General features: G+C 70.5%; 15 protein-coding genes and 1 tRNA gene. 7 read left to right on the top strand and 9 right to left on the bottom strand.

All coding sequences use genetic code 11. The features are described 5' to 3' along the window. Positions 1–23: 23 nt before the first annotated feature. Positions 24–218, bottom strand: coding sequence for a 50S ribosomal protein L32 (gene rpmF, locus PQS31_RS01495; RefSeq protein WP_272760911.1), 195 nt, complete (start codon positions 216–218; stop codon positions 24–26). 20 nt (positions 219–238) lie between these two features. Then, positions 239–757: a YceD family protein gene (locus PQS31_RS01500; RefSeq protein WP_272760912.1), complete on the bottom strand. Its 519-nt coding sequence runs from the start codon at positions 755–757 to the stop codon at positions 239–241. 135 nt (positions 758–892) lie between these two features. Between PQS31_RS01500 and PQS31_RS01505 the strand changes: the two genes are divergently transcribed. After that, positions 893–1,258, top strand: a complete 366-nt coding sequence (locus tag PQS31_RS01505; RefSeq protein WP_272760913.1) for a hypothetical protein — start codon at positions 893–895, stop codon at positions 1,256–1,258. Positions 1,259–1,260: 2 nt separating this feature from the next. Continuing rightward, on the top strand, positions 1,261–1,839 hold the full coding sequence (locus PQS31_RS01510) for a Maf family nucleotide pyrophosphatase (protein WP_272760914.1): 579 nt from the start codon (positions 1,261–1,263) through the stop codon (positions 1,837–1,839). 3 nt (positions 1,840–1,842) lie between these two features. Here the strand turns inward: PQS31_RS01510 and PQS31_RS01515 are convergent, their stop codons facing one another. Next, on the bottom strand, positions 1,843–3,690 hold the full coding sequence (locus tag PQS31_RS01515) for a glycosyltransferase family 39 protein (RefSeq protein WP_272760915.1): 1,848 nt from the start codon (positions 3,688–3,690) through the stop codon (positions 1,843–1,845). Positions 3,691–3,748: 58 nt separating this feature from the next. Between PQS31_RS01515 and PQS31_RS01520 the strand changes: the two genes are divergently transcribed. The 4 genes from PQS31_RS01520 to PQS31_RS01535 are packed head-to-tail and all read left to right on the top strand — an operon-like array spanning position 3,749 to position 8,107. Further along, the gene (locus PQS31_RS01520) at positions 3,749–4,705 is read left to right on the top strand and encodes an AAA family ATPase (RefSeq protein ID WP_272760916.1); all 957 of its coding nucleotides are present in this window, start codon (positions 3,749–3,751) and stop codon (positions 4,703–4,705) included. Between the two features lie 14 nt (positions 4,706–4,719). Further along, the gene (locus PQS31_RS01525; protein WP_272760917.1) at positions 4,720–5,673 is read left to right on the top strand and encodes a DUF58 domain-containing protein; all 954 of its coding nucleotides are present in this window, start codon (positions 4,720–4,722) and stop codon (positions 5,671–5,673) included. Further along, positions 5,670–7,619: a DUF3488 and transglutaminase-like domain-containing protein gene (locus tag PQS31_RS01530; RefSeq protein ID WP_272760918.1), complete on the top strand. Its 1,950-nt coding sequence runs from the start codon at positions 5,670–5,672 to the stop codon at positions 7,617–7,619. The genes PQS31_RS01525 and PQS31_RS01530 overlap by 4 nt, the downstream gene beginning before the upstream one ends. Then, positions 7,616–8,107: a Slp family lipoprotein gene (locus PQS31_RS01535; protein ID WP_272760919.1), complete on the top strand. Its 492-nt coding sequence runs from the start codon at positions 7,616–7,618 to the stop codon at positions 8,105–8,107. The genes PQS31_RS01530 and PQS31_RS01535 overlap by 4 nt, the downstream gene beginning before the upstream one ends. A gap of 227 nt (positions 8,108–8,334) precedes the next feature. Here the strand turns inward: PQS31_RS01535 and PQS31_RS01540 are convergent, their stop codons facing one another. The 4 genes from PQS31_RS01540 to dnaX all read right to left on the bottom strand — a co-directional run bounded on the left by PQS31_RS01540 (position 8,335) and on the right by dnaX (position 11,615). Continuing rightward, the gene (locus PQS31_RS01540; RefSeq protein WP_272760920.1) at positions 8,335–8,700 is read right to left on the bottom strand and encodes a histidine triad nucleotide-binding protein; all 366 of its coding nucleotides are present in this window, start codon (positions 8,698–8,700) and stop codon (positions 8,335–8,337) included. A gap of 117 nt (positions 8,701–8,817) precedes the next feature. Beyond that, a complete protein-coding gene (recR, locus tag PQS31_RS01545) occupies positions 8,818–9,411 on the bottom strand; it encodes a recombination mediator RecR (RefSeq protein ID WP_272760921.1) in 594 nt (197 codons plus the stop codon). A gap of 102 nt (positions 9,412–9,513) precedes the next feature. Further along, complete coding sequence (locus tag PQS31_RS01550; RefSeq protein WP_272760922.1) at positions 9,514–9,834, bottom strand: YbaB/EbfC family nucleoid-associated protein; 321 nt, start codon at positions 9,832–9,834, stop codon at positions 9,514–9,516. Continuing rightward, positions 9,834–11,615, bottom strand: a complete 1,782-nt coding sequence (gene dnaX, locus PQS31_RS01555; RefSeq protein WP_272760923.1) for a DNA polymerase III subunit gamma/tau — start codon at positions 11,613–11,615, stop codon at positions 9,834–9,836. The genes PQS31_RS01550 and dnaX overlap by 1 nt, the downstream gene beginning before the upstream one ends. Before the next feature lie 122 nt (positions 11,616–11,737). Between dnaX and PQS31_RS01560 the strand changes: the two genes are divergently transcribed. Further along, positions 11,738–11,830: transfer RNA gene (locus PQS31_RS01560), tRNA-Ser, on the top strand. Between the two features lie 66 nt (positions 11,831–11,896). Here PQS31_RS01560 and PQS31_RS01565 read toward each other — a convergent pair. Together PQS31_RS01565 and PQS31_RS01570 are read right to left on the bottom strand one after the other, a co-directional pair. Further along, the gene (locus PQS31_RS01565; protein WP_272760924.1) at positions 11,897–12,130 is read right to left on the bottom strand and encodes a hypothetical protein; all 234 of its coding nucleotides are present in this window, start codon (positions 12,128–12,130) and stop codon (positions 11,897–11,899) included. 193 nt (positions 12,131–12,323) lie between these two features. Further along, positions 12,324–12,752, bottom strand: a complete 429-nt coding sequence (locus tag PQS31_RS01570; RefSeq protein ID WP_272760925.1) for a hypothetical protein — start codon at positions 12,750–12,752, stop codon at positions 12,324–12,326.

A 12,752-nucleotide genomic window follows, 5' to 3' on the forward strand; every position in this document is an offset into this window, starting at 1 on the left:
GGGCGACGGACCCGCACGCTGGATCAGTCTTCTTCGACGATCCGCGTCTTCGGCTGGATCACCTGCTTGCCGCGGTAGTAACCGTCGGCGGTGACGTGGTGACGGATATGCGTCTCGCCCGTCGTCGGGTCGGTCGACAGCAGCTTGGCGTCGAGCTTGTCGTGCGCGCGGCGCATGCCACGACGGGACGGGGTGACGCGGGATTTCTGCACAGCCATGGGAATTGCTCCAGCAAGGTCTAGTTGTTTCGGTCTTTCTTCAAACCCGCCAACGCCGCGAACGGGTTGGCGCGAGATTCTTCTTCCGTCGATACCGGCCAGTCACGCTCGACCGATTCGGACCCGGGCGCGACCGGGATCACCGGAACCGCCAGGATGAGTTCGTCCTCGACCATCGTGGCCGGCGCCAGCATGCCGTCCTCCGGCACGAGCAGCGCTTCGACGTCGGGCAGCAACCCGGCCTCCTCCGCTTCATCGCGGATCAGGCCAAGCCGCTGCACCACCTGCACCGGCAATACGAACCGGCGCAGGGTGCGCTGGCACATCAACGGCAGTTCCGCCTCGATGCGCAGTTCGGCGAATGCCGTCTGCAGCGCATCGTGGCCGAACTCGATCGAGCACACGGCATCCACACTGTCGGTATCGGCGAGCGCCTCGGACAGGCGGGGCATCGCGGACAACGCCAGCCGCCCTTCCAGGCGGCTCCTGGTCGCGACCATGCGCCACGCATCGACGATCTCGGGCATCTGGGCGGACATAAGCCGCTGAATGTTAAAGATGCCGGACGGCACTGTCAACGACGCGGAATCGATGCGACCCGCGCGCCCGGCCCGCGTTTGCTCCCGTCCCCGTCCGACCGGCAGACTGCCGGGCCGAGCCGCCGAATCCCAGCCGTGCCCACGATCCCCAGTCTGCTGCTGTCCGCCGTCCTCGCCGCCGCCATTGTAGGCCTCTGGCACGGGCGGCGCGTGCGCCGGCGCCGCCTGGCCTATGCGCGGGTGCTGGACGCGGCGGATGCGTTCGAGGCCAGGTTGCGACTGGCCCGGAGCCAGCTGGGCAGTCTCGACGCGGGCGATACGGACCCGGTCCGCGACGCCCTCCAGGAAATGCTGCGCCAGCGCCTGTGGCTGCAGCAGCACGGTGCCGAGGCCAGCGTGGCCACGCTGGACACGTTGCGCGACTCGATCGTCGCGGCGCAGACCAAGATCGACCGCCACCTGGCGCAGTTGGCCGAAGCCCGCGCCGCCGCCGGCATCTGAGCATGCCCGCGCCGTTGATCCTCGGCTCCACGTCCGCGTATCGCCGCGATCTGCTCATGCGGTTACGTCTGCCGTTCGACTGCCGGCGTCCGGACGTCGACGAAACTCCGCGGGCGGGCGAGACGCCTGGACAGCTCGCCCACCGCCTGGCTCGCGCCAAGGCCGAGGCCGTCGCCGCGCTCGCGCCCGAGAGCTGGGTCATCGGGTCCGACCAGGTCGCCGAACTCGAGGGCCGGCCCCTCGGAAAGCCCGGCGATCGCGAGCGCGCCGTGAGCCAGCTCGGCGCCATGTCCGGCCGGCGCGTGCGCTTCCACACCGTCGTCGCGCTGGCCCGCTACGGCCATCCCACGCACGTCGCCGAAGATCGGACCGACGTGGTGTTCCGGAGACTCACCGCGGACGAGATCGCGCGTTACGTCGACGCCGAGCGGCCGTTCGACTGCGCCGGCAGCTTCAAGTGCGAAGGCCTCGGCATCACGTTGTTCGAGGCGATCGAGAGCCGCGATCCGACCGCCTTGATCGGGCTTCCGCTGATCGGAACCGCGGCCCTGCTGCGCGACGCAGGGTATCCGTTGCCGTAATGGTCAATCGGTGCGGGCTGGCGCGGTGATCCGCAGCGGCTGCTCCGCCCAGTCCTCGACCGAACCGTCGCCCCCGGTGATGCGCAGACCCAGCCAGTACAGGCCGGGCGCGCGGTCGCCGAGATCCACGCGCGCCGAGAAGCCGACATCCGGCAGCGAGGGGTCACGCGCCCGGTTCTGCAGGAAGCCCGCGACCCAGCCGTTGGGTTGCCCGTACACGGCCTCGGCGACCGGTACGCCGTCGAGTGTCACCGCGACCGAGGCGATCCCGCTGACGTCCTTGACCGCCCAGCCGCGCACGTCGACGACACCGTGCGCCCGCGCCCCTGCGGCAGGCGTATCGATGTGCGCCACCGCCGGCGTGACGCAGGCGCCCGCCGGCGCATCGGATTCGATACGCGACAGCACGAAACGCTGCGCGCCCCGGTCGGCATTGACCACACGCGTGACCGGCAGGCTGCCGAAGCGGGCGCAGAGCGTCTGGTAACGATCGAGCAGCGCGCTGAATTTCACGTCGGTGGCACCGACGACGACCAGCGCCGGCCGGCCGTCCAGGTCCTGTGTCCCGTCGAGCTGCAGGCCCCACAGCGCGAGCTGGGGCGCGCGGCCGTGATGCCGGTTGAGCGGATGGTCGAGCACGCGGATCCGCGGATCGCCGAGCGCGAAGCCGAGCTCGGCGCCAATCTTGAAGTTGTCGGCCACGAGCACGGTGTCCGCCGGCATGCGATCGAGCTCAGCGCGCACGGCTGCGGCGAGTTCGTCCCAGCCGGCGAAGTTCGACGGATACCATTTCGATGCGGCGGCGCGTTCGCGCACCTGGGGCGTCGACACCGCCACGTAGTACGCATTCACGGCGAGAAAGCCTGCCACCAGCAGGGCCCACGTCGCCGCGCGAAGCGCGCGCGGCCACCCGAGCAGCACGAAGCCGGCCAGCGGCAACAGGGCCAGATAACCGGGCAAGGGCCAGTGGAAACTCACGCGCTCGGTATCGGCCACGAAGCCGAGTACGAAGAACCCCGCGACCAGCAGCGCGCCGCACAGCGCGAGGAACCGCGCGGCGTCGTCGGGCATGCGCCGGCTGCGCCAGGCCGCCAGCAGCAAGGCCGCGAACAGCAGCGGGGTGACCACGGCCGCCTGGATCAGCACGAACCGCCAGCCGTCGGCGTGCAGCGCCCAGGGGTGGCGGTCCACCATCTGGAAGCGGAGTCCGGCCTCGGCGTTATCGACGTTCCACGCCACAAGGGGAATCCAGGCCGCGGCGCCCGCCATGATCGCGATCCACACGCGTGGATCGCGCAAGGCCGCCCGACCGCCGGGCAGGCACACCAGGGCGACGATGCCGACCCCGATGACGGCGATGAAGCGGTAGTGACTCAACGCCCCCAGGGTGAGGCCGATCGCCAGCAGCGCGGCGCTGCCGTGACTGACGCCGCGCATCAGGCGCACGCCCGCGTCCACGCACATCACGGTCGCCAGCGCGAGAATCGCGTCGGGCAGCGCCATCACGCCGAGCGAGCCGAGCAGCGGCAACAGTAGCGCCAGGCACCCCGAATACCAGCCGGCGTGCTCGCCGAACTCGCGCCGCGTCAACCATACGATCCACCACGGCACCAGCGCCGATATGGTGATGAAGGGCAGCCTCACAGCGAGCAGGCCGTCGCCGAAGAGTTCGGTGCCGACGCGGATCAGCCACGCCGTCAAGCCGGGAAGATCGGAGTACGCCCAGGCCGGATGCTGGCCTTCGAGCCAGTAGAACGCCTCGTCGACGAACAGTGGAAGGCGGGATGCGATCACCAGCTTCAGTACGACGGTCACCAGCCACAGCACGATGAACACCGTGCGCATTTCCATCCGCCGCATCGAACCCGACCTCGCTACACTCCAGGGAAACGCCGCAGGGAGACCATGCATGTCCGATCCGTCCACGACGCCCGTCATGCTAACCGACCGCCACCGTGAGGCTCTGTCATCGGCCCAGGCGCAGGTCAACCGCGTCGTGCTCGGCAAGCAGACCGCAGTGGTGATGAGCTTCGTGGCCCTGCTCGCGGATGGACACATCCTCATCGAAGACCTGCCCGGCCTCGGCAAGACCACGCTCGCGCACGCGATCGCGGCCACTGTGGGGCTGGACTTCCAGCGGGTGCAGTTCACGTCCGACCTGTTGCCGTCGGACGTGGTCGGCGTCTCCGTGTACGACGGCGGCGCGCGGCGCTTCGAATTCCACGGCGGCCCGGTGTTCACCAACGTGCTGCTGGCCGACGAGATCAACCGCGCACCGCCGCGCACGCAGAGTGCACTGCTCGAGGCGATGGCCGAACACCAGGTCACCGTCGACGGCGTCACCCACGCCCTGCCCGACCCGTTCTTCGTGATCGCGACCCAGAATCCGGTCGACCTGTCGGGCACCTACCCGCTGCCCGATTCCCAGCTCGACCGCTTCCTGCTGCGGCTCAACCTCGGCTATCCCGACCGCGACGCCGAGCGCGCGTTGCTGGCCGGCGAGGACCGGCGCACCCTGATCGCCGGCATGATGCCGCTGATCGGGGCGGAGGAGCTGCGGCACGTGCGGCGCGGCGTGCTCGGCGTGCATGCCAGCCCCGCATTGATCGATTACGTGCAGGCGCTGCTCACGCGCAGCCGGCAGCATCCCGGCGTGCGCGTCGGCCTGTCGCCGCGCGCCGGACTCGCGCTGCTGCGTGCCGCGCGGGCCCTGGCCCTGCTCCAGGGCCGCGACCATGCGCTGCCCGACGACGTGCAGACGCTGTTCCCGTTGATCGCCTCGCACCGCCTGGTGGCCGACAGTGATGCCGCTGCCGCCGGCAGCGCGATCGCCGACGCGATCCTGCAGGCCGTTCCGGTCGACTGACGCGGGCGCGGCCGATGTCCCTGTCCGCCGGCCTGCGCCGCCGCGTCGAATCCTGGGCGCGCCCCCGTGCGCCGGAGCCCCTGCCGGTGCGGCTCGACCGGCGTCGCATCTACATCCTGCCCACGGCCTTCGGCGGGTTCCTGGTCGCCCTGCTGGTGACGATGGCGGTGGGCGCGCTGAACTACAACAACAACCCCGCCCTGCTGCTGTGCCTGCTGCTGATCGGCGCGACCCTGGCCAGCCTGCTGTGGACCCAGCTGCAGCTGAGCGGTCTCGAGATCCATGCGGTGCACGGCGAACCCGTGCCGGCCGGGCGCCCGATGACGCTGCGGCTGCACGCGGCCGCACCGGCGGGGCGTGAGCGCCGCGGCCTGCAGGTCGACGGCGAAGGCGACCGCGCGGTGCTGTCGCTGGACGCCACCGCCGGCGACGCCACGCTGCAGCTGGAAACCCGGCAGCGCGGCTGGCGGACGTTGCCGCGGCTGCGGATCTCGACATCGCGGCCGTTCGGACTGGCCCGGGCCTGGTCCTGGGTATGGCCCGAAACGCCGGTGCTGGTGTACCCCGCGCCCGAGTCTTCCGGACCGCCACTGCCGCTGGGCGGCGGCGACACCGCACAGGCGCGGCTGCATGCCGCCGGCGACGATCTGCACCACCTGCGCGAGTGGCGCCAGGGCGACGCCCGGCGCGCGATCGCCTGGAAGCCGTCGGCGCGTCGCGACGCGCTGATCGTGCGCGAACTCGAACGGCCCCAGGGCGCCGACGTCGTGCTCGACTGGGCCGGAACCGCCGGCCTCGCCTACGAGGACCGCATCCGGCGCCTGGCCCGCTGGGTGGACGAGGCCGAACGTGACGGCCTGCGTTACCGGCTGGACGTGCCGGGCCGAGCGTCGCTCGGCCCCGATGCCGGTGCCACCCACCGGCACGCATGCCTGCGTGCCCTCGCCCTGCTGCCGGAGGCGCGATGAGCGCATCGCCATCCGGGCGGCTGGACGCCGGCGCACGGCGGCGTGTCCTGCTGGCCGCGGCCGCCTGTGTTCTGCCCTTGCTGCTGCAGCTGCCCGGTACGAGTGCGATCGCGATCGCGGGCATCGGCGCGATCGTCGCCTGGCTCGCATCGCGCGGCGAAGTGGCGGGCTGGCTGCGCGGTCCGCTCGCGATCGCGCTGCTCGGCCTAGTGCTGGTGCAGAGCGGCTTCTCGCTGGGCCGCGATACCGGCTCTGCGCTGCTCGCCGCGATGCTGGCGATCAAGCCCTCGGAACTGCGCACCGTGCGCGATGCGCGCAGCCTGCTGGGCTTCGCGCTGTTCGCACCGTTCGCGACCTTCCTGCTCGACCAGGGACCGGTGTCGCTGGCACTGGGGCTCGTCGCCACCACGCTGGTGTTGATGGCCCTGCTGCGGCTGTCGGAACAGGAATCCGGTCTCGCCGCGACGCCGGGCAGCGACGCGCAACGGCTGCGCATCGTGCTGCGTCTGGCGGCCACCGGGCTTCCGCTCGTCCTCGCCGCGTTCTGGCTGTTCCCGCGTCTGGCCACACCGTTGTGGGGCGTGCCGGAGCTGTCGGTCGCGCGCCCCGGGCTGTCGGACGAGATGTCACCCGGCCAGTGGCTGGACCTGATCGTCGACGACACGCCCGCGCTGCGCGCGACCTTCCGCGGCGCCGAGCCGGACACACGCGACATGTACTGGCGCGGCCCCACGCTCACCGACTACGACGGCCGCACCTGGACCGCCTCGCCGTGGTTGCGGCATCTGCCGCCGGCCGAGGTGGAGCACGGCGCCGTGGTGTGGGACTACGAGATCACCGTCGAGCCCACCGAACGCAACCTGCTGGTCGCGCTGGAGATGCCGCTGGCGCTCCCCGACGGCATGGACGCCTCGCACACCTGGACCCTGACCAGTCCGCGCCGCCTCGACCGCGTGAGCCGCTGGCAGTTGCAATCCTCGCCGCCGGTGCGCTTCGAGGCCGACCTGCCCGATACCCTGCGTGCGCAGGCGCTGCGCCTGCCCGAGGGCTTCAACCCGCGCACGCGCGAACTCGCGCGGCAATGGCGGTCGGAGACCCCCGACGACGGTGCGCTGGTGGATCGCGGCCTGGCGTGGATCCGCAGCGAGTTCGGCTACACGCTGGACACGCCCCTGCCGGGCCGCAACGCGGTCGACGAGTTCCTGTTCGAGTACAAGGCCGGCTTCTGCGAACACTTCAGCTCGGCCTTCGCCGTGCTGATGCGCGAAGCCGGAATTCCCGCGCGCGTGGTCACCGGCTACGTGGGCGGCTATCGCAATGCCTACGGCGGCTACTGGATCGTGCGGCGGATGGACGCCCATGCCTGGGTGGAAGTCTGGCTCGGCGATCGCGGCTGGGTCCGGGTGGATCCCACTGCTGCGGTCGCACCCGAGCGCATCTACGACACGATCGAAGACCGCCTCGGCGCCGGCGGTGCAGCAGGCGGTGCACTCGCGCCGCTGCTCGACATCGGCGACTGGGCGCGGCGCGGCTGGAACGATCTGGTGCTCGGTTTCGATGCCGGCAGCCAGCAGCTGATGCTGCAACGGATCGGGTTCGACCCGGGCGACACGGCGACGCTGGCGCTGCTGTTCGCGCTGGTGGCGACATTGGCGCTGGGCTGGATGCTGTGGCGGATCGCGCGCAGCGAGCGCGAACGCGATCCGCTGCTGCGCGCCTGGCATGCGTTGGGGCGGCGCTACGCGCGGCACGGGCTGGAACGCGACGCGCACGAGGCGCCGCTGGCCTGGGCGGCACGGGTGGCCGCCGCGCGCGGCGGCGCGCCTGCGCTGGTCGCCATCACCCGTCGTTTCGTGCACGCCCGCTACGCTCGCGGCGCAGCCGACCCGCGGCTGCTGCGCGATCTGCGCGCGCACCGCCCCGATGCCGAGACCTCCGACCGATGACGCCGATCCGCCTGCTGTCCGTCGCCGCGCTGGCCCTGGTGCTGGGCGCCTGCGCCTCGCAACCCAAGCCCCTGCAAGGTCCCTACGTCGAGCAGCCCACGCCGCACGCGGCGGTCCAGGGGGATTACACGGGCACCGCCGTCCGCTGGGGCGGGCGCATCGTCCAGGTCGAGCCGCGGCCGGACGCGACCTGTTTCGAAATGATCGCCACGCGTCTCACCGCCAACGGCCGGCCGTACTGGGCCGCGGACGACACCAACGGCCGGTTCCTCGCCTGCCGCAGGGGCTTCTACGACCCCGCGGTGTTCCAGGTCAACCGCGAAGTGACATTCACCGGCCGCATCGCCGGTTACGACACACGACGCATCGGCGAATACGACTACCGGTTTCCTCGGATCGATGCCGAGGTGGTCTACCTGTGGCCGCTGCGCGAGCACGTGGACGTGGTGACCCGGCCGGCGCCGTGGCCGTGGTGGGGCTACTGGTGAGGCAACGGGGTCGTGATTCGTGATTCGTGATTCGTGATTCGTCAGAGCGTCGCGTCGGAGGTCTGCTCGGGCGAGGACGCGAGACGGCCGTCACGGGAGGCGAAGATGCGCTCCTGGTGTCTTCGCGGTCCCTGCATGTTGCCGGTGCCGGAGCCGCCGCTCGCACCGGCGCTGGCCTCGGCAGGCGCATCGATCTGTAACCGACGCGCGTTCTGGCACCGCGGCCATTACAACTGCGCGGGACGTGCGCCGTCCGGTGTGCCGAAGCGGCCCAGGGGTGCGCCCGCGAGCAGGTGCAGATGGATCTGAAACACCGTCTGGCCGCCGTCTCCATTGCAGTTCATGACGATGCGGTAGCCGTCCTCGGCGAAGCCCTGCGCCCTGGCATACGCAGCGGCGGCAACCGCCAGACGGCCGACGATCTCCGGGGCATCAGCCGGCACGTCGTTGAGCGTCGCGTAAGTGGCCTTCGGCACGAACAGCACATGCACCGGCGCCTGCGGCGCGATGTCCCGGAAGGCGATCAGGTGCTCGTCCTCGTAGACGATGTCGGCCGGAATTTCGCGCTGGATGATCTTGTGGAAGAGGGTCATGGGCGGGCCGTGATTCGTGATTCGGGATTCGGGATTGGGGATTCGGGAAAGAGCATGGTGGCAGAGGCAAGCGCCCGGCTCTTCGACTCACCCGTCACCCATGACCGCTCACCGCGCTCAAACCACATCGCTGCGGCTGCCGAAGGCGTGTGACAGCGTGCCCCGGTCCACGTACTCCAGCTCGCCGCCGAGCGGCAGACCGTGCGCGGGGCGGCTGGGACGCACGTCGTGCTGGCGGGCGATCTGAGCCAGGTAATGCGCGGTCGCCTCCCCTTCGACGGTCGGATTGGTGGCGATGATCAGTTCGCGCACCTCGCCCTCCGCCAGCCGCGTCGACAGGCTGTCGAGCCCGAGTTCGCGCGGGCCGATGCCGTCGAGCGGACTCAGCCGGCCCTGCAGCACGAAGTAGAACCCGCGGTAGCCGGTGGCCTGCTCGATCGCGAGGCGGTCGGCCGGAGATTCGACCACGCACAGCGTATGCGCATCGCGCGAGGCGTTCGCGCACGTCGGGCACACCGGAGTCTCGCTGAAGTCGCGGCAGCGCTCGCAGTGCCCGATCTTTTCGACCGCCTCGGCCAGCGCCGTCGCCAGACGCGCGCCGCCCTCACGGCCGCGTTCGAGCACGTGATACGCCATGCGCTGCGCGGACTTGTGCCCGACGCCGGGCAGCACGCGCAATGCATCGATCAACTGGTCAAGCAGAGCGGACATCGGGAGCCGTGATTCGTCATTGGTGATGGGTGATTCGACAAAGCAGCCAGTGTCGCGATCCGCTTCTTCGAATCATGAATCCCGAATCACCAATCCGGCCCTTCAGAACGGCAGCTTCATGCCCGGCGGCAACGGCATGCCCGCCGTCGCACCGGCCATGCGCGTCTTCGATTCCTCGTCGATCTTGTTAGAGGCATCGTTGAACGCGGCGGCGATCAGGTCTTCGGCCATTTCCGGATCCGACAGCACGCTCGGGTCGATACGCACCTTGCGGCATTCCTTGGCACCGCTCAGGGTGACGCTGACCATGCCGCCGCCGGCGCTGCCGGTGACTTCGAGCGCGGCGATTTCCTGCTGCACGCGCTGCATGTTTTCCTGCATCTTCTGCGCCTGCTGCATCAGCTGGGCAATGTTTCCACGCATCAGTTGAGTCCTTGTTCGTCGTAGGGGCGGATGGAATCCGGCACGAGCTTCGCGCCCTGCTGCGACATCAGCCGCTGCACGTCCGGGTCCGAGAGAAAGTTCTGTTCGGCCGACGACTGCCGCGTCTCGCGCTCGCGCGCATTGCGTTCGTGCAGCGTCGGCGCGGCGCTGGCGGGCGCGGCCTCGAAGCGGATCTGCGGCGCATGCCCAAGCGGCGACGCCAGGGCGTCGGCCAGTTGGTGGACCATGATCGGCGCCTTGAGGTGTTCGTCCGATTCGGGCAGCGCCAGCCGCAGCACGCCGTCGTCGAAGCCGACGAACGCGGCACTGGCGGCCAGTTCGCGCACCGGTCCGCGCAGCGGCAGATCGGCGACCAGATCCAGCCACCGGTCGGCATCGAGTGCTCCGATGCGCCCCGCGGTCGGGGGCGCCGGTGCGGCCGGCGTCGCGACGGCGGCCCGGCGCGGTATTTCGATGTCGGCCGAACGCACCGCCTCCGGCACGGACGGACGCGCCGGGTCGGGAGTGGCCTGTCGCACCGCCGCCGCTGCCGGCGTGGACACGGGGCCGGACGACGCGCCCGCCGCCTCACGCTCGGGCACTGCCCCGCCCAGCGCAGCGCGTGCGGCGGCCGGGCCGGCGGAACGCGTCTGCGTGCCGCCATCGCCCGCCGCTCTGGCCCCGTCGGCGGCGGGTCGGAACGCGAGCATCCGCAGCAGCGACATCTCGAAACCCGCACGCGGGCTCGGCGCGAGCGCGAGGTCACGACGCCCGTTGAGCGCCATCTGGTACCACAGCTGCACGACCTCGGGCCGCGCTGCGGCCGCGAGTGCGTCGAGATCCAGGCCGTCGGCCTCGACGGCCACCTCCGGCACCAGCTGGCGCACCTGGATGCGATGCAATGCTTCGGCCAGCGCATCCAGCACGCTCGACCAGTCCGGCGAGAAGTCCGCCAGCGTGGCCACCTCGGCCATCAGCTGCGCGCCGTCGCCGGCCGCCAGCGCCGCCAGCAGGGTGCCCACGCGCGTGCGGTCGACGCTGCCGAGCATCGTGGCCACCGCGTCGTCGGCCAGCGCGCCGCCCTCGCCACCCGCACCGGTGTAGGCGATGGCCTGGTCGAGCAGCGACAGCCCGTCACGCAGGCTGCCGTCGGCGGCCTTGGACAGCTGCCGGAGCGCCCCGGACTCGGCGACGATGCCCTCGGCCTCGAGAATCCGGGTCATCTGGCCCTGGATCTGGGCCTCGTCCAGGCGTTTGAGATTGAACTGCAGGCAGCGCGAGAGCACGGTCACCGGCAGCTTCTGCGGATCGGTCGTCGCCAGCAGGAACTTCACGTGCCCCGGCGGCTCCTCCAGCGTCTTGAGCAGCGCATTGAACGCCGACTTCGACAGCATGTGCACTTCGTCGATCAGGTACACCTTCACCCGGCCGCGCGAGGGCATGTACTGCGCGTTGTCGATCAGTTCGCGCACGTCGTCCACACCGGTGTTGCTGGCGGCGTCGATCTCGAGCAGGTCGATGTAGCGACCGGCGTCGATCGCCAGACAGGTTTCGCAGGCGCCGCAGGGATCGGACGAGGTGCCGGTCTCGCAGTTCAGGCTCTTGGCGAAGATGCGCGCGATCGTGGTCTTGCCCACGCCGCGCGTGCCGGTGAACAGGAAGGCGTGATGGACCCGGCCGGTCTCCAGCGCATTGGTCAGCGCACGCACCACGTGCTCCTGCCCGACCAGTTCGGCAAAGCGCTTCGGACGCCACTTGCGGGCGAGGACGAGATAGGACATCACCCTATTCTGCCACGCCCGTCGACGTTCCTTGTGACCCGCCCCGGCCCCGGATAGAATGGCCGGCCCGCGGCGTGCCGTGGTGGCCGCGTGCCGGTTTCGACCGCATGCGGGCGATTCCCGGAGAGGTGTCCGAGTGGTTGAAGGAGCACGCCTGGAAAGTGTGTAAGCGTCTAAACCGCGCTTCGGGGGTTCGAATCCCCCTCTCTCCGCCAGACAGAACGCGAAACCCCGCTAATTTGCGGGGTTTTTCGTTTCCGGGGTCAGGCCTACCCATCCACCTACCCACCCCGCTTCGCCTTCCGCGGCTTGAACGGCAGGCCGCGCACCTCGATCATTCGTTCGACGAAGCGTGCCGCCTGGGCCTTCGATGCCGCCGAGCCCACGACCTCGCTGCCGTGCCAGCCGAGGATCCAGAACGACCCGTCCAGCTGCACCCATGCCACGCAGGCGAACCGGAAATGAAGGTGCGACCGGTCGTCGCCGTGCAGCCATCGGTAGTCGGTCGGGAGCATCCGCGCATCGTAGGCATCCGCGTCGCACGGACGGAGACGCCCCCGTTCTTCAGAAATGAGGAACGCGACGACCCCGGGCGGAGACAGCAGCGTGCGCTGGCCGTGGCCGGCGACGGCACCCAACACCAATTGGACCGACGCGCGCACGTGCTGTGAGCGCAGATTGCGCCGGGAGGGGCGGCCGCGCTGTCGGTCAGCTGGCCGGACTGGTGTCAGGGTTGTCCGGCAGCGCTGGCGGCGGCACCTCGATCGAGGCCGGCGGCACCATGGCCGGCATCGGCAGGGTCGCGGCCAGGCTCTCGTTGGCGATGACGTCGAACGCCGCCATGACCGCGCCCATCAGCAGGGGCGTGGGCACCGGGATCGGGTCGCCTTCCCCGGCCGGCACCAGCCATGTCCGGCCCATCACCTGGTCGAACGTGTGCTCGATGCGCGGACCAACCGACTCGGCGAAGCGCTCGTTGTCGCGGTAGTGCACCCAGACCGTGTGGAAGATGACCCGGCCGGTCGACGTGGTCTCGTCTGCACGCGGTGGATCGGCCAGGAACTCGGTGCGGCGCGCGAACAGCTCGTCGCGGTGGCGGGCGTCGATCTGGCGAATACGAAGGTTCGGGGTAGGCAT

The sequence above is a fragment of the Luteimonas sp. BLCC-B24 genome, from assembly GCF_028550595.1.
Lineage (GTDB): Bacteria > Pseudomonadota > Gammaproteobacteria > Xanthomonadales > Xanthomonadaceae > Luteimonas.